At 59.6% G+C, this 15,255-nt stretch carries 15 protein-coding genes and 1 tRNA gene; 7 read left to right on the forward strand and 9 right to left on the reverse strand.

The genetic code is table 11. The features are described from left to right. Position 1: 1 nt before the first annotated feature. From sbnA to HUW52_RS02800, 6 genes are all read right to left on the reverse strand, one after another. Positions 2-976, reverse strand: coding sequence for a 2,3-diaminopropionate biosynthesis protein SbnA (gene sbnA / locus HUW52_RS30585; protein WP_026000693.1), 975 nt, complete (start codon positions 974-976; stop codon positions 2-4). A gap of 418 nt (positions 977-1,394) precedes the next feature. After that, positions 1,395-1,470 (reverse strand) — tRNA-Phe (locus tag HUW52_RS02780). A 104-nt stretch (positions 1,471-1,574) separates the two neighbouring features. Further along, positions 1,575-1,847, reverse strand: a complete 273-nt coding sequence (locus tag HUW52_RS02785) for an oxidative damage protection protein (protein WP_016986336.1) — start codon at positions 1,845-1,847, stop codon at positions 1,575-1,577. Then, positions 1,844-2,911, reverse strand: coding sequence for an A/G-specific adenine glycosylase (mutY, locus tag HUW52_RS02790; RefSeq protein ID WP_175552921.1), 1,068 nt, complete (start codon positions 2,909-2,911; stop codon positions 1,844-1,846). The genes HUW52_RS02785 and mutY overlap by 4 nt, the downstream gene beginning before the upstream one ends. Further along, positions 2,908-5,133, reverse strand: coding sequence for an AsmA family protein (locus HUW52_RS02795; protein WP_175552922.1), 2,226 nt, complete (start codon positions 5,131-5,133; stop codon positions 2,908-2,910). Before HUW52_RS02795 ends, mutY begins: the two co-directional genes overlap by 4 nt. A 78-nt stretch (positions 5,134-5,211) precedes the next feature. Further along, entirely contained in the window at positions 5,212-5,616 is a 405-nt protein-coding gene (locus HUW52_RS02800) for an acetyl-CoA sensor PanZ family protein (RefSeq protein ID WP_175552923.1), read from the reverse strand. 224 nt (positions 5,617-5,840) lie between these two features. Here HUW52_RS02800 and HUW52_RS02805 point away from each other — a divergent pair, with 224 nt between their 5' ends. The 7 genes from HUW52_RS02805 (at position 5,841) to HUW52_RS02835 (ending at position 11,667) form a co-directional block, all read left to right on the forward strand. Beyond that, positions 5,841-7,505: an OFA family MFS transporter gene (locus HUW52_RS02805; RefSeq protein WP_175552924.1), complete on the forward strand. Its 1,665-nt coding sequence runs from the start codon at positions 5,841-5,843 to the stop codon at positions 7,503-7,505. 271 nt (positions 7,506-7,776) lie between these two features. Next, positions 7,777-8,370 (forward strand): imidazoleglycerol-phosphate dehydratase HisB, encoded by a 594-nt coding sequence (gene hisB / locus HUW52_RS02810; RefSeq protein ID WP_007909204.1) that lies wholly within the window; start codon positions 7,777-7,779, stop codon positions 8,368-8,370. After that, positions 8,370-9,008 (forward strand): imidazole glycerol phosphate synthase subunit HisH, encoded by a 639-nt coding sequence (gene hisH / locus HUW52_RS02815; RefSeq protein WP_016986340.1) that lies wholly within the window; start codon positions 8,370-8,372, stop codon positions 9,006-9,008. The genes hisB and hisH overlap by 1 nt, the downstream gene beginning before the upstream one ends. Then, complete coding sequence (locus tag HUW52_RS02820) at positions 9,009-9,269, forward strand: DUF2164 domain-containing protein (RefSeq protein WP_141127222.1); 261 nt, start codon at positions 9,009-9,011, stop codon at positions 9,267-9,269. 42 nt (positions 9,270-9,311) lie between these two features. Then, entirely contained in the window at positions 9,312-10,049 is a 738-nt protein-coding gene (gene hisA / locus HUW52_RS02825) for a 1-(5-phosphoribosyl)-5-[(5-phosphoribosylamino)methylideneamino]imidazole-4-carboxamide isomerase (RefSeq protein WP_003220753.1), read from the forward strand. A 9-nt stretch (positions 10,050-10,058) separates the two neighbouring features. Further along, positions 10,059-10,829 (forward strand): imidazole glycerol phosphate synthase subunit HisF, encoded by a 771-nt coding sequence (gene hisF, locus HUW52_RS02830; protein ID WP_175552925.1) that lies wholly within the window; start codon positions 10,059-10,061, stop codon positions 10,827-10,829. Between the two features lie 82 nt (positions 10,830-10,911). Further along, the gene (locus HUW52_RS02835; protein WP_102899556.1) at positions 10,912-11,667 is read left to right on the forward strand and encodes an ABC transporter substrate-binding protein; all 756 of its coding nucleotides are present in this window, start codon (positions 10,912-10,914) and stop codon (positions 11,665-11,667) included. Here the strand turns inward: HUW52_RS02835 and HUW52_RS02840 are convergent. The 3 genes from HUW52_RS02840 to HUW52_RS02850 all read right to left on the reverse strand — a co-directional run bounded on the left by HUW52_RS02840 (position 11,648) and on the right by HUW52_RS02850 (position 15,238). Beyond that, positions 11,648-13,021, reverse strand: coding sequence for a Vps62-related protein (locus HUW52_RS02840; protein WP_175552926.1), 1,374 nt, complete (start codon positions 13,019-13,021; stop codon positions 11,648-11,650). The two genes, HUW52_RS02835 and HUW52_RS02840, sit on opposite strands and share 20 nt — an antisense overlap. Before the next feature lie 118 nt (positions 13,022-13,139). Then, positions 13,140-13,916 carry a divergent polysaccharide deacetylase family protein gene (locus tag HUW52_RS02845; protein WP_016986343.1) on the reverse strand — a complete coding sequence of 259 codons (777 nt, stop codon included), beginning with the start codon at positions 13,914-13,916 and terminating at the stop codon, positions 13,140-13,142. 2 nt (positions 13,917-13,918) lie between these two features. Continuing rightward, positions 13,919-15,238 carry a S41 family peptidase gene (locus HUW52_RS02850; protein WP_016986344.1) on the reverse strand — a complete coding sequence of 440 codons (1,320 nt, stop codon included), beginning with the start codon at positions 15,236-15,238 and terminating at the stop codon, positions 13,919-13,921. Between the last annotated feature and the right edge of the window lie 17 nt (positions 15,239-15,255).

Raw genomic sequence — 15,255 nt, forward strand, 5'->3', positions numbered from 1 at the left:
ATTACGCCGAGAGTGCCAGAGCGATTTCTGGGAAGAGGGGGTGCAAAGCGTTTGCGCCGATCCGCTGGGTGACCCAGTCGTCGGAGTAGATGGTTTCGAGGTAGCGCTCACCCATGTCGGGGGAGATCGCCACGACGACATCGTCGGGACGGATGTGCGGCGCCCATTGCTGGATGCCCGCCAGGACCGTGCCGGTGGAGCCACCGAAAAGCAGGCCGTAGCGTTGCGCCAGCCAGCGGCAGACCTTGATCGTCTGTTCCTCGGCGATCGATACGAAGTCGTGAATCCCCGACGGCTCGAAGATCTCCGGCAGACGGCTGGTACCCAGCCCCGGGATATGCCGCGTACCGCCCGGCAGACCGAAGGTCACCGAGCCGAGCGTATCGACGGCAATCACTTTGGTGTGCGGATGGTGTTCGGCGAAGTAGTTCTTGCAGCCCATCAAAGTACCTGTGGTACCGGCGCCGACGAACAAGTAGTCCACGTGTGGAAACTTATGGGCGATGGACTTCGCGGTCGCTTGATAGTGAGCGAGGGGGTTGGTCGGGTTTTTGTATTGATTGAGCCAGATGTAGTCGGAGTTCTCTGCGACCAGTTGCTCGATCAAACGGATACGCGAATTCAGGTAGCCGCCGTTTTCGTCACGCTGATCGACCATGATCATTTCGGCACCCAGTGCCTGCATGAGTTTTCTGTTCGGCGCAGAAATGTTCGGGTCGATCACACAGACAAACCTGTAACCCTTGGCGGCGCAGACCATGGCCAGCGCGACCCCCAGATTCCCCGAGGAAGACTCGACCAGACGAGTCTTATGGTGAATCCGGCCCTGGTTTTCCAGGTCCGTGATCAGGGCGTGTGCGGTCTTGAGCTTGATTGATCCGGCAGGATTCAGTCCTTCGATTTTCAACTGGATCGTTGCGCTGCACAGATCGCCAATCTGCACATAACTGTCTTCATTGATAAGTTGCTTGATCATACGTAGTCCGTTTCGCTCTTTTGCCGGGCGCACAGGGGCGCCAGCATTCATCCTGGAATGTTTGAAAAGCAGTAAATGCAGTTCGCCTGTTAGGTTTGTTTTTAGATTTTTTAGCTGGACAGGAAGTGACCTTGCGGTGGACGCCGATCTATTCAAAAAATCAGGTTTTGCGCTCTGAGGGCTTGAGGAGCCCAGAGTGTTGCGGGGCGTAAAGTAGAGCCATTCATTGGCTCGCCAAGGCTTGGAGGAATACTGGCGAATTTTCCTACACGGGGAGAGATACAGATTTCGGGAATTTTTCAGTACAGGTGGGTATGAGGTGTATCGAGAGGAGGGCGTTGCGGGGCGGAGAGAGAGGCGTGATCAAATCGCAGGCATAAAAAAACCCTGAATCTTGCGATTCAGGGTTTTCGGTATTTGGTGCCCAGAGACGGAATCGAACCGCCGACACGGGGATTTTCAATCCCCTGCTCTACCGACTGAGCTATCTGGGCAACGGGGCGCATTAAAAGGGTTTTTCGGATTTACGTCAACGACTTTTTTAAAATTTCTTAAATTAATTCCGTCGCTTACGATCCGACCCCCGATTTTGCAGGGTTTACTCAGCAGGCGGAACGTAGCCTTCGGCCTTGGCGTATTCCTCGCCGGAGAAGTACTTGTCCATTTCGCCCTGAAGATATTTGCGGTCTTCGGCGTTCATCATGTTCAGACGCTTTTCGTTGATCAGCAAGGTTTGGTGTTTCTGCCAGTCAGCCCAGGCCTTGGCCGAGACGTGGTCAAAAATATCCTGACCTTTGGCGCCCGGGAAAGGAGCGCGGTCCAGCGCGGGCAGTTCTTCTTTGTACTTGCGGCACATTACGGTGCGGGTCATGGCGACTCTCCTGCATTCAAGACGGCGGCCGCGCGTTCGAGCAAGGTTTTGACCGGGGCGGCGAGGCCCAGGCGCGGCGGGGTGGCGAGGTTATACCAGAGCCAGTCGGCCTCGGCCACGTGATGGGCGGCCTCCTGCACCTGAACCAGCCAGGGTTCGATGGACAGCTGGAAATGGCTGAACGTGTGGACGAGGCTTGGCAGCGCCTGCTGCTCGCCCATGGTCAGCGAGTGCTGATCGGCGAGATGTTGCAGGTCGTCGAGGTCGTCGAGTTCCGGCAGGCTCCACAAACCGCCCCACAAACCGCTCGAGGGACGACGGTAAAGCAGAATCGCACCATCGCCGTTCGCCAGCATTGGCATCAGCGTGCGCTTCTGCGGGATGGCTTTGCGCGGCTTGGGAATCGGGTAGCGGGTTTCCAGGCCGAGCATGTGCGCCTCGCAGCCGCGCTCCAGTGGACACAGCAGGCAGCTCGGCTTGCTGCGCGTGCAGAGTGTTGCGCCAAGGTCCATCATCGCCTGGGTGTAGGCGTTGACCCGATCGTGCGGCGTAAAGCGCTCAGCGTTGGCCCAAAGCTGTTTGGCGACCTTCGGCTCGCCGGGATAGCCCTCTTGCGCGGTAAAACGTGCCAGCACGCGCTTGACGTTGCCATCAAGGATCGGTGCGCGCAGGCCCATGCTGATGCTGGCGATAGCGCCGGCAGTGGACAGACCAATGCCCGGCAGGTCGGTAAGCTTTTCAACGTCACGCGGAAATTCGCCGCCGTACTGGCTGACGACGATCTTCGCGGTCTTCTGCAAGTTGCGCGCGCGGGTGTAGTAACCCAGGCCCGTCCACAGGTGCAGCACTTCGTCTTCCGGCGCCTCGGCCAGCGCTTCGACCGTCGGCAACGCGGCCATGAAACGGTCGAAGTAATTGAGCACGGTGCTGACCTGGGTTTGCTGCAACATGATCTCCGACACCCACACCCGATACGGGTTGATGTCCTGCTGCCAAGGCAGATCGTGGCGGCCGTGGCGGTCGAACCAATCCAGCACCGCTGTGGAAAATTGCTCCGTTCTCATCGCTTGAACAGCCCCTTCAATGCGTTTTTCAGTTCCGGGCTGACCTTGTCTCCGAGTTTCTCGTCGATCTTCTCACTGAGCTTGTCGCCGGCCAGTTTGGTCGCGACCTGACCGAGGCGATCGTTGTCGACGCGGCAGGCCTTGGCGCCCAGTTCCAGAGGGCCGCGGCAGCGCAGCGGCCATTCGACACCGACGAATTTTTCGCCGACCTGACACGCCGGATCCGGCATGGCGCTGGTGTCGCCCTCGACGATGATGCCGACGCGATAGTCCATGCCGAGCACACGCAGGTCGATATCGCCGTCACCGTTGACGGTCATGCCGGGGATGCGCACCTTCAGATCCGGGTTGCTGGCGACGCCGTTGCGGAAGGTCAGGTTGCCCTTGAGTTCCTGGAACGGTGTGTCCTTGCCGCGTGGCTCGCCGCTGAGGGTTTTGCGGTTGAGCGTGGCGATGCCTTTGCACAATTGCTGTTCAAGGTTGGCGTTGAGCAGCACGCCGTTGTTGATCACGAAACTGGCGTTGCCGTTAAGCGTATCGATCAGCGCCTGCTGACTGTTGCCGCTGCCGGTGACATTGCTGGTGAGGGTTACGAGGCCTTTGACCGGCGGGTTCTTGCCTTGGCTTTCGAGGATTTTTTCTACCGGCACGCGATTGAGCCTGGTCTGCAGGTTCAGCACAGGCGCGCTCGGGCGAACATCGAGGGTGCCATTGGCGGCGAAACCGCCGTTGTACAACTCGCCGCTGAGGTTGGTCAGGGTCAGCAGGCCGCCCTGGCCGGTGGCTTTCAGTGCGGCGTTCTGGATCGGCAGTTTGTCGAGGGTCAGTTGGCCAAAGGTCAGATCGGCATCGACGTCGAGTTTGGCCAGGCGTTCAACCGGCAACAGGCGCTCGGTACTCCAGGCGGTTTTGCTTGGTTTGTCCGGCAGTGGCGTGGAGCCAGCGCCGGCCATGGCATCGGCTTCAGTGCTGGCAACTTCGGCCTGGCGCGTTTGCGTGGCGCTGTTGGCTTGCGCCGATTTCGGCGGCAGGTAGCGGTCGACGTTGAACGTGTCAGCCTTGAGGATTGCCCGCAGCGATTGCTTGGCGAAATCCTCGACGGCGATGCGGCCGCTGAAGCTGCTGTCGTCGAGTTTCAGGTTGATATTGTCGAACGCGATGCTGGTTGGCGTGGCTGCCACGCGGCTGACCAGCTCGACTTTGCTCAGGCTGCCTTCGGCCATGGCCGGAAGTTTCTGGCCAACGCTGTCGACGAATTTCACCAGATCGAACTGGGCAATGGAGAGGCCGCCAGTGATCTGCGGAGTCTTGTCGAGGTCGTTGGCTTTCAGCTCGCCCAAGGCGCGCAACTGGTTGGCGGAAATCTTGATGCCGGTCCATTCGGCGACGTTCGCGGCTTTATCCAGCGATAACTGGCCCTGAGCTGCGAAGGTCATGGTTTTGCCTTGCAACGGATCACCGGCCAGTTCGCCGGACAGCTTCATGTCTTCGAACCTGTAGCGTTGCAGTGCGCGCTCGATGCGCAGCTCGCCAGTAAGCTCGGTACGCACGCGCAGGACGGGCTGGTTGGTGCCGAGGAATGCCGTGGCTTTCACCGGAATATTCGTCGAATCGTGTACCGGGCCGGTGCTCAGCTGGATGCTTTCGGCGCTGAATTGCTTGCCTGTCAGCTCGTCGCTGTATTCAACGCGGGCGTTGTTGACGGTCAGGCTGTCGATGTCGAGGCGGATCGGCTGTGGCGGTTTTTCGGGTTGGGCAGGGGCCTCTGCAGTGGCTGTGCTGGCAGGCGCCGGACTGCCGGCAGGTGCGGCGGCTGTCGGCACCTTGCCGATGTCTTCCCAGTTACCGTGGCCGTTCTTGTCGCGTTTCAGGCGCAGGTTCAGGCCTTCAACGCGCACATCGCTCATTTGCACTTCGCGGCGCAACAGCGGTAGCACGCGCACGGACAGGCCGAGCATCTGCAGATCGGCATACGGTTCGGTCGGATTGATCAGGGTGGCGACGCTGGCCTCGTGCAGTTCCAGGCCAAGCCACGGGAACAGGCTCCAGCCGATGTCGCCATTGAGCGTCAGCTCGATGTGGGCCTTGTCGCGGGCTATCTGGCGAATCTCGTCTTTGTAGTCGTTGGGATCGAAGAGGTGGGTCAGGGCAAAACCTGCCGCCACGATGATCAGCAACAGCCCGAGAAGTACCAGACCCAGGATTTTGCCGAACGCTTTCATGGGCGAGTCCTTGTAGTTAGTCGAATTCGTAATTTAGCCGGGGAGTATAGCGCTGCAACCGCCCGGTTCGCTGTGACGTCATGTTGCCGGGACGTCCAGCGGTATCTGCAACCTGGCGGCGAGTGCTTGAGCCTCGGGATGTTCCGCAGGGGCCAGCAGGCGCAGTTCGGCCCCCGCTTGCGACGCCATTTTCTGCGCTTGGTTCACCAGTCTCTCGGCGACCCCTCGGCGACGGGTAACTTTTCGTACGCATAAATGGGACAAGTACCAGACGCCTTGATGCCTTTGCAGAATGCCGGCACCCAGCAAGCGGTCGTTGAAGCGGCCAGCAATAAAAGAGCCGTCCGCGAGGGCGCCTTCGATCAGGGCAGTCTCACCGGAAAACGGTGCGAACAGCCATTCTGGGGCATCGCGATAGATCTTCTGCAAATCCTGCTGATCCTGATAACTGGCGTCTTTCAGGGCTTGGACAATGATCGGCATAGCGCTTTCCTGAGTGGTACGAGAACAGATGACATAAAAAAGGTGATATCAGTTTGGTTTTTCTGTCACGTGCAAATGGTAACCTTCGCCCGTTCGTCCGTCCTTCTGCGACTTAACGTCGCGCCTTCAAGGAGCTTCACCCAAAAAAACGGTCATGCCTGCGTGCATAAAGACCGGGGGTGAACAGTGGCTGGCGAACCATACTAATAATTGGGGGATACACAATGAGCACGAGCATCACGGCGGACGGCCTCAAAGCCGATCAGCCCGCGTTCCTGTCCAAGGAACGCATCATCGCCAAACCCGGTTTCAACCGTTGGCTAGTCCCACCGGCCGCTCTGGCCATCCACCTGTGCATCGGCATGGCCTACGGCTTCTCGGTGTTCTGGTTGCCGCTGTCCAAGGCGCTGGGCGTTACCGCCCCGGTGGCTTGCGCGCCGGACATGAGCTTCATCGCACAGGTATTTTCGTCGAACTGCGACTGGCCGATCTCCATGCTCGGCTGGATCTACACGCTGTTCTTCATCTTCCTCGGCTGCTCGGCAGCGATCTGGGGTGGCTGGCTGGAACACGCCGGGCCACGCAAGGCCGGCGTTGTATCGGCCTTGTGCTGGTGCGGCGGTCTGCTGATTTCGGCGCTGGGTATTTATACCCACCAGATCTGGCTGATGTGGATCGGCTCCGGCGTGATCGGTGGTATCGGTCTGGGTCTGGGCTATATCTCGCCAGTGTCGACCCTGATCAAGTGGTTCCCGGACAAGCGCGGCATGGCGACCGGCATGGCGATCATGGGCTTCGGTGGCGGCGCGATGGTCGGTGCACCGCTGGCAACCGCACTGATGAGCCACTTCGCTTCGGCTGAAGGTGTCGGCGTGTGGCAGAGCTTCGTGGCCATGGCCGCGATCTACTTCGTGTTCATGATCGGCGGTGCTCTGGCTTACCGCGTGCCGCCAACCGGCTGGAAACCGGAAGGCTGGACCGCTCCGGCGAAAAAGGCTTCCAACTCGATGATCACTCATCGCCATGTGCACGTGAATGTGGCGTGGAAAACTCCACAATTCCGTCTGGTCTGGCTGGTGCTGTGTCTGAACGTGTCCGCCGGTATCGGCATCCTCGGCATGGCTTCGCCACTGCTGCAGGAAGTGTTCGGCGGCAAGCTGCTGGGTGTTGATGTGCCGTTTGGTCAGCTCGATGCCGGGCAACTGGCTTCGATCGCGGCGATTGCTGCCGGTTTCACCGGTCTGCTCAGCCTGTTCAACATCGGTGGTCGCTTCTTCTGGGCCTCGTTCTCGGACTACCTGGGCCGCAAAAACACCTACTTCGTGTTCTTCGCCCTGGGTTTCGCCCTGTACGCACTGATCCCGAACATGGGCCATCTGGGCAACGTTGCGCTGTTCGTGGCGGCGTTCTGCATCATTTTGTCGATGTACGGCGGCGGTTTTGCCACTGTTCCGGCGTATCTGGCTGACCTGTTCGGTACGCAGATGGTTGGTGCGATCCACGGTCGTCTGCTGACTGCCTGGGCTGCCGCTGGCGTGCTGGGTCCGGTGTTGGTGAACTACCTGCGTGAATATCAGCTGAGCATCGGCGTTGAACGCGCTGCCGCTTACGACATCACCCTGTACATCCTTGCAGGTCTCTTGGTGCTGGGCTTCCTGTGCAACCTGCTGGTGCGCCCGGTGGCCGACAAGTACTTCATGACCGACGCGGAACTGGCTGCCGAACAGGCGCTGGGCCACGACAAAGGTGCTGATGCCAGCACGGTTCTGGAGTGGAAAGCCGCGCCGGGCAGCAAGCCGCTGGCAATCGCTGCCTGGCTGGTGGTGGGTATTCCGTTGGCGTGGGGTGTGTGGGTGACCTTGCAGAAGACGGCGGTACTGTTTCATTAAGTAATGGGTAAAACGCTGTACCCCTGTGGGAGCGAGCCTGCTCGCGAAGACGGACTGTCAGTCGACATCAGTGTTGGCTGACCCACCGCATTCGCGAGCAAGCTCGCTCCCACAGTTGTTTTTGGTGTGCCTGTAATGGCTTGTATGGACATGTCTACCCGCGACAGCCGGGCGTTCTATCCGTCAGCCATCTCACCTCTCGTGTTTCTGTTTGCGCCCCGCGTGCCTATAATGGCTGCCTTTTTCGCCCAATGATTTTGCGGAGCTGGTGATGGCCGAACGTAAGGCTTCTGTCGAGCGCGACACTCTGGAAACCCAGATCAAAGCCTCGATCAACCTTGATGGCACCGGAAAGGCCCGATTTGATATCGGTGTTCCTTTTCTTGAGCACATGCTGGATCAGATTGCCCGTCACGGGTTGATCGACCTGGATATTGAATGCAAGGGCGATCTGCATATCGACGACCACCATACGGTGGAAGACGTCGGTATCACCCTCGGCCAGGCATTTGCCAAAGCCATTGGCGACAAAAAAGGCATCCGTCGTTACGGTCATGCCTACGTGCCGCTCGATGAAGCGCTGTCGCGCGTAGTGATCGATTTCTCCGGTCGCCCAGGCCTGCAGATGCACGTGCCGTACACCCGCGCTACCGTCGGTGGCTTCGACGTTGACCTGTTCCAGGAATTCTTCCAGGGCTTCGTCAACCACGCGCTGGTCAGCCTGCACATCGACAACCTGCGTGGCACCAACACTCACCACCAGATCGAAACCGTGTTCAAGGCTTTCGGCCGCGCGCTGCGCATGGCCGTCGAGCTGGATGAGCGCATGGCCGGGCAAATGCCATCGACCAAAGGCGTTCTGTAATGCAGACGGTGGCAGTTATCGATTACGGCATGGGCAACCTGCACTCGGTGGCCAAGGCCCTCGAGCACGTCGGTGCCGGCAAGGTGTTGATCACCAGCGATGCTGCGGTGATTCGCGAAGCTGACCGCGTGGTGTTTCCCGGTGTTGGCGCGATTCGCGATTGCATGGCGGAGATCCGTCGCCTCGGTTTCGACTCGCTGGTGCGTGAAGTCAGTCAGGATCGTCCGTTTCTCGGCATCTGTGTCGGCATGCAAGCCTTGCTCGACAGCAGCGAAGAGAACGACGGCGTCGACTGCATCGGCCTGTTTCCGGGCGCGGTGAAGTTCTTCGGCAAAGACCTGCATGAAGACGGCGAACACTTGAAAGTCCCGCACATGGGCTGGAACGAAGTGAAGCAGAAGGTCAGCCACCCGCTGTGGCATGACATTCCAGACATGGCGCGTTTCTACTTCGTGCACAGCTACTACATCGCCGCCGCCAATGCGCGGCAAGTGGTGGGTGGTGGCCATTACGGCGTCGATTTCGCTGCGGCGCTGGCCGATGGTTCGCGTTTCGCCGTGCAGTTCCACCCGGAGAAAAGCCATACCCATGGCCTGCAATTGCTGCAGAACTTCGCCGCGTGGGACGGTCGCTGGTAAATGGCTGCCAAGAAGTCCAAACCGCCGATCCTGACCCTCACTCCCGAACAGGAGAACGAGGCCAATCGCAAGATTCAGCGGTTCATGGAGGACCGTTTCGAGCTCGATCTGGGATCGTTCGAAGCGGGAGAAATTCTTGAGCTGTTTACCCGCGAAATTGCTCCGCACTATTACAACAGGGCGATTTTCGATGTGCAGACCCACCTCAAAGAGCGGTTTGAAAGCATCGAAAGCGACCTGTGGGCGCTCGAGAAAAACTGATTTCCGAGCCAAGCTGAACATTCAAATTTGAAGGTTTGCCAGATGCTGATTATTCCCGCTATCGATCTTAAAGACGGTGCCTGCGTACGTCTGCGCCAGGGCCGCATGGAAGATTCCACAGTGTTCTCCGATGACCCGGTGAGCATGGCTGCCAAGTGGGTGGAGGGTGGTTGCCGCCGTCTGCATCTGGTCGATCTGAACGGCGCGTTCGAAGGCCAGCCGGTCAATGGCGAAGTGGTCACCGCAATCGCCAAACGCTACCCGACCCTGCCGATCCAGATCGGTGGCGGCATCCGTTCGCTGGAAACCATCGAACACTATGTCAAGGCTGGCGTGAGCTACGTGATCATCGGCACCAAAGCCGTGAAAGATCCGGCGTTCGTCGCTGAAGCCTGCCGTGCGTTCCCGGGCAAGATCATCGTCGGCCTCGATGCCAAAGACGGTTTCGTCGCCACCGATGGCTGGGCTGAAATCAGCACCGTACAGGTCATCGATCTGGCCAAGCAGTTTGAAGCCGACGGCGTGTCCTCGATCGTTTATACCGACATCGCCAAAGACGGCATGATGCAGGGCTGCAACGTACCGTTCACCGCTGCGCTGGCCGCTGCTACCAAGATTCCGGTGATCGCTTCCGGCGGTATCCACAATCTGGGTGACATCAAGTCGCTGCTCGACGCCAAGGCGCCAGGCATCATCGGCGCCATCACTGGCCGGGCGATCTACGAAGGCACCCTCGACGTCGCCGAAGCGCAAGCTTTCTGCGATTCGTACCAAGGCTGAGGACTGACCATGGCGCTGGCCAAACGCATCATCCCTTGCCTGGACGTGGACAACGGCCGGGTCGTCAAAGGTGTGAAGTTCGAGAACATCCGCGACGCCGGTGACCCGGTGGAAATTGCCCGTCGTTATGACGAGCAGGGTGCCGACGAGATTACTTTTCTCGACATCACCGCCAGCGTCGATGGCCGCGACACCACGTTGCATACCGTCGAGCGCATGGCCAGCCAGGTGTTCATCCCGCTGACCGTCGGCGGTGGCGTGCGTACCGTGCAGGACATCCGCAACCTGCTGAATGCCGGCGCGGACAAGGTGTCGATCAACACCGCTGCCGTGTTCAACCCGGAGTTCGTCGGTGAAGCGGCGCAGCATTTCGGCTCGCAGTGCATTGTCGTCGCCATCGACGCGAAGAAGGTTTCCGGCCCGGGCGAAATCCCGCGCTGGGAAATCTTCACCCACGGCGGGCGCAAGCCAACCGGCCTCGACGCGGTCGAGTGGGCGAAAAAAATGGAAGGCCTCGGCGCTGGCGAGATCCTGCTGACCAGCATGGATCAGGACGGCATGAAAAATGGTTTCGACCTCGGCGTGACCCGTGCGATCAGCGATGCGCTGGGGATTCCGGTAATTGCTTCCGGTGGCGTCGGCAACTTGCAGCACCTGGCTGACGGCATTCTCGAAGGTCACGCCAGTGCAGTATTGGCGGCGAGTATTTTCCACTTCGGCGAATACACCGTGCAGGAAGCCAAGGCCTATATGGCCAAACGCGGCATCGTGATGCGTTAAGCGTCAAATTCCATACAGGCCAGTGGACACCATGGCGCACCCAAGGCACTCTTGGGCACGCCATGGATTTCGGTAGCCCGACATGATCAAACGCCTGCTTCTTGTTCTCGCCAGTGTTTCTTTGTTGCTGGTCAACACGGCTCGTGCCGAGGACAGTCCCGACACCGATCTGGTGCTCCTTACCGAAAACTTCCCGCCGTACAACATGGCGAAGAACGGCAAGAATTTCGCCCAGGGCGAGAACATCAACGGTATCGCAACCGATATCGTGCGTGAGATGTTCCGGCGCTCCGGCCTCACTTACAGTCTGACTCTGCGCTTTCCCTGGGAGCGGGTGTACAAACTGGCGCTGGAAAATCCCGGCTACGGTGCTTTCGTGATGGCACGCCTGCCTGATCGCGAGAAACTCTTCAAATGGGTCGGCCCGATCGGCCCCGACGACTGGATCCTGTTGGCCAAGGCCGACAGCAAGATCACCCTCGAAACCCTCAATGATGCGCGCAAATACAAAATCGGTGCCTACAAGGGCGATGCGATTGCCGAAACGCTGACCAAGCAGGGCTTGAAGCCCGTGGTTGTGCTGCGCGATCAGGACAATGCGAAAAAGTTGGTCAATGGTCAGATCGACCTGTGGGCCACGGGGGATCCTGCCGGGCGCTATCTGGCGCGGCAGGATGGTGTGACGGGGCTCAAGACCGTGCTGCGCTTCAATAGCGCCGAACTGTATCTGGCTCTCAACAAAGACATTTCTGACGAAGTTGTCGCCAGGTTGCAGGCGGCATTGGATCAGATGCGCAAGGACGGCGTTGTCGACGAGATCATGGGGCGTTATCTGTAGCCGTTGGCAATTCTGTCGGCGCTGGCGTTTGCGTGATGGCGTCATCCGCTACAGAAGTGTCTATCGCGTCCGCGGCTTGCGGCTCTTCCTCAGGCAGGATCGGCTCATCCGGTACCGGCAATGTGTAGGCGCTGAAGTGCAAACTGTTGGCGTCGGTGTAACTGACAGCGCCGGTAACATGCGTACCGTCTGCGCGTAGCAGCGTGTATTGACTTTGCATCAGGTAGACCGCCATCGAGCTGTTTTTGGCCATGACCGCGGCGATTTCAATCGGCGTTGAGTTGAGCCAGTCGTTTGAGTGGACTTCGCATTGGGTGAACTCATTGTTCAAGCGCGCCGAAAACAGGAAAGGCCGGGACACATTACTCTTCCATTGCGCGCCGAACTCGATCGAGGTGCGGTTGGTGAATGCGCGCAGACCTTCGCTGCTCTGTGCCCGGGGTGCGGTCCAGCGCATCGTCCTGTTTTGGTTTTCCCCGTTGTAGCGATGGCATACGAGCTGATACTGATCCGTGCGTTGCAGAAGATAGAAAGGTGACTGGCGCAGTTGTTCGCGTCTGGAAAACTGCGGGTCTTTTACCGCGAACCAGGGAAGTCTGGCGGTGTGCGTTGATATCTCGGGTATTTGCGAAGACGGCGAAACTGCACTGTCAAGAATCGGCGCGCCGGGACGGGGATTGATCTGCAGCGGGATCTCAATGCGCAGTGAGTAAAGGAGGAAGGCAGCGGGCCTGGAATGACTGTTCCAGCCGACAAAGGTGCCGGGTGCCAGATGAATCACATTCGACGGGGCTGAGGGTGGAACGACACTCCAGGTGCTGACACTTTGTCGGGCACCGCTGCCCTTGTCGTTCCACACCGGTTCACTGACGCCTGATGCGATGACAAGGTCGGCGCGGACACAGCGAACCGCGTTGAGTGATGGTTTTTCGTAGCCGTCGGAGCATACAGAGCCCAGTGCCACGTAACCTTCGGGTGGAACGGGTCGCCAGATCGCCCCGTCCTTCCTGGATCCCGCCCCGGTATCCTTCCAGATCAGCTCGTAGTCGTTTGGGCGACTCAGCGCTTTGCCTTTGCCAGGATCGGCACTGGGTGTTCCTGCTTCGCAAACCACGGCCACCACATGTCGCTCGGTAATGTTGTTGTGGTGATCAATGGCCACGTCGCCCAATGGAAAATAGCCGGGAAGCACATCGGCGGCAGGAGTGGGGCGCCAGAAGGCGGCCGGTTTTGCCCGCGATCCGCTGGTGTCCCAGACGCGGAGAAACTCCGTGGTGAAGTTGATCAGCAGATTGTCGTGTCGAATGGCATCCGTTTGCCCGATCGGCGAAACGCTATCGTCATGAGTAGTCATGGTAGTTCCTGATAGTTGAAAGGCGACTCGGGGGAGTCGCGACCTGTTGCAGGTCTTACTATCCGGGGCTGGGCCCGATGGCTGGCGGTAACTATGTATCTACAGTCGTGACAACCTGTTACCGGTACACGCCATCTTTGCCATGGCCAGCCATGGCGCGATTGCTGCGCACGCTGATCATCTGTTTGATGTCGATCCACTCGATACCCTGGGCCTTCAGTCTGGGCAGTTCTCGCTCCAGCACCGCCAGCGTCTGTGGATAGGGATGGCCGATCATGACGGCCGAGCCCTGTTTGCGGGCCAGACTGATCGCCGTCTGCAACTGAGTGAAGATTGCGGCCTCAGTGCGCTCGTCATCGAGAAATACATCCCGCGAAACGCTCGCCAGATCGATTTTCTGTGCCTGCTGTGCCGCCACGGTTTGCGCGCTGGTGCGGCTGTCGACGAAAAACTTGTGCCGGCGCTGCAACTCGCCCATCAACCACGCCATCGCCACTGGCTGCGCCGTCATGCGGCTGCCCATGTGATTATTGATGCCAGCCGTGTACGGGACCATTTTGAACGCGGCGTTGAGGCGTTTCTCCAGCTCTTCGATTGGCAAATCCGGGTGCCAGGCATAAGGCCCGGTGGCCGGATCCATCGGCATGTGCAGGATGACGATCTTGCCGGCGCGATGGGCTTCGCGGGCGAACTCGGTGGCGTGCGGGGTATCAGGCATGATCGCCGTGGTCACCGGGCCGGGCAGGGCCAGCACACGGCGATCCCGGGGCAGGTTCTGCCCCAGGTCGTCGATGATCAGTGTCAGGTAGGCTTTGTGCGGTGTCGGGCTGACGGGCTCTGCGTGAGCAGCACCCGCCAGACAGCACAACAGAACGAAGACGAAACGCAGAGACATCCTCAACGGCCGGACGTGATGCTCAGCCCTTTGAGCAGGCTCAGGGCCTGGGCCAGTTGGTAGTCGTCGTCCTGCGGCATGGCTTTAGGCTTGGCGCCCGAGCCGGTCGGTTTGTCCGCGCCGCCGTTGCCGTTGCCCAAGTGACCTTGCAGGTCGGCTTCCTTGAAGTAATCGCCATCGGCTTCGTTGGTGATCTTGGCCTTGCGCACTTCGATGTCCGGAACGATGCCCTGGGCCTGAATCGAACGACCATTCGGCGTGAAGTACAGCGCGGTAGTGATCTTCAGCGCACGGTCGTTGTTCAGCGGCAGCACGGTCTGTACCGAGCCTTTGCCGAAACTGGTGGTGCCCATGACCACCGCGCGTTTCTGATCCTGCAGGGCGCCGGCGACGATTTCCGAAGCCGAGGCGCTGCCACCGTTGATCAACACCACCATTGGCACTGCTTCGCTTTCGTCTTTGCCGGTGGCCGAGAAGCGCAGTTCGGAGTTGGCGATGCGGCCTTTGGTGTAGACGATCAGGCCTTTGGTGATGAAGTGGTCGACCACTTCTACCGCCGCCTGCAACACGCCGCCCGGGTTGTTGCGCAGGTCGAGGATGATGCCGTTGAGCTTCTTGCCGTTGTCCTTGCGCAGCTTGGCCAGCGCCTTGGAAACCTCTTCGCCGGTCTTGACCTGGAACTGGGTGATGCGGATGTATGCATAGCCGGTTTCCAGCAACTGCGCCTTGACGCTCTTCACCTGGATCACCGCGCGGGCCAGGGTCACGTCGAACGGCGTGCCGCCATCGCGGACCAGGGTCAGGGTGATTTTCTGGCCGATCTTGCCGCGCATCTTGTCGACGGCTTCGGTCATGGTCTGGCCGCGCGTTGGCGCACCGTTGATCTTGACGATGAAGTCGCCGGCCTGAATGCCGGCTTTCGACGCCGGGGTGTCATCGATCGGCGAGACCACTTTGATGAAGCCGTCTTCGGCGCCGACTTCGATGCCCAGACCACCGAACTCACCGCTGGTGCTTTCCTGCAGCTCGGTGAAATCTTCAGGACCGAGGTAGGCCGAGTGCGGATCGAGGTTGCTGAGCATGCCCTTGATCGCGTTTTCGAGCAGGGTCTTGTCGTCCACCGGCTCGACGTAAGCGGCTTTGATCCGGTCCATGACCTCGGCAAAGGTGCGCAACTCTTCCAGCGGCAACGGCGCCTTGGAGGTCGCGGCAGTGCCTGCCGGAGCGACGGCCGGGGCCGGTTGCGCGGCGAACGCCAGAGGCGCGCCGATCACCAGGGCGATCGTCAGGGCCAGCGAGGTAAGGCGGGACAAATGCAGCATGTCGAACGAACTCCTAA

Source organism: Pseudomonas sp. 43A (genome assembly GCF_013363935.1).
GTDB classification, from domain to species: domain Bacteria; phylum Pseudomonadota; class Gammaproteobacteria; order Pseudomonadales; family Pseudomonadaceae; genus Aquipseudomonas; species Aquipseudomonas crudilactis.

Excerpts from the sequence above, each read along its gene's own strand:
- HUW52_RS02795 (WP_175552922.1), bottom strand. The coding sequence starts at position 5,133 with ATGAAAGCGTTCGGCAAAATCCTGGGTCTGGTACTTCTCGGGCTGTTG.
- HUW52_RS02820 (WP_141127222.1), top strand. The coding sequence starts at position 9,009 with ATGGCTGCCAAGAAGTCCAAACCGCCGATCCTGACCCTCACTCCCGAA.
- HUW52_RS02845 (WP_016986343.1), bottom strand. The coding sequence starts at position 13,916 with ATGTCTCTGCGTTTCGTCTTCGTTCTGTTGTGCTGTCTGGCGGGTGCT.
- HUW52_RS02800 (WP_175552923.1), bottom strand. The coding sequence starts at position 5,616 with ATGCCGATCATTGTCCAAGCCCTGAAAGACGCCAGTTATCAGGATCAG.
- HUW52_RS02835 (WP_102899556.1), top strand. The coding sequence starts at position 10,912 with ATGATCAAACGCCTGCTTCTTGTTCTCGCCAGTGTTTCTTTGTTGCTG.
- HUW52_RS02785 (WP_016986336.1), bottom strand. The coding sequence starts at position 1,847 with ATGACCCGCACCGTAATGTGCCGCAAGTACAAAGAAGAACTGCCCGCG.
- HUW52_RS02805 (WP_175552924.1), top strand. The coding sequence starts at position 5,841 with ATGAGCACGAGCATCACGGCGGACGGCCTCAAAGCCGATCAGCCCGCG.
- hisF (WP_175552925.1), top strand. The coding sequence starts at position 10,059 with ATGGCGCTGGCCAAACGCATCATCCCTTGCCTGGACGTGGACAACGGC.
- HUW52_RS02850 (WP_016986344.1), bottom strand. The coding sequence starts at position 15,238 with ATGCTGCATTTGTCCCGCCTTACCTCGCTGGCCCTGACGATCGCCCTG.
- HUW52_RS02840 (WP_175552926.1), bottom strand. The coding sequence starts at position 13,021 with ATGACTACTCATGACGATAGCGTTTCGCCGATCGGGCAAACGGATGCC.
- hisH (WP_016986340.1), top strand. The coding sequence starts at position 8,370 with ATGCAGACGGTGGCAGTTATCGATTACGGCATGGGCAACCTGCACTCG.
- hisA (WP_003220753.1), top strand. The coding sequence starts at position 9,312 with ATGCTGATTATTCCCGCTATCGATCTTAAAGACGGTGCCTGCGTACGT.
- mutY (WP_175552921.1), bottom strand. The coding sequence starts at position 2,911 with ATGAGAACGGAGCAATTTTCCACAGCGGTGCTGGATTGGTTCGACCGC.
- sbnA (WP_026000693.1), bottom strand. The coding sequence starts at position 976 with ATGATCAAGCAACTTATCAATGAAGACAGTTATGTGCAGATTGGCGAT.
- hisB (WP_007909204.1), top strand. The coding sequence starts at position 7,777 with ATGGCCGAACGTAAGGCTTCTGTCGAGCGCGACACTCTGGAAACCCAG.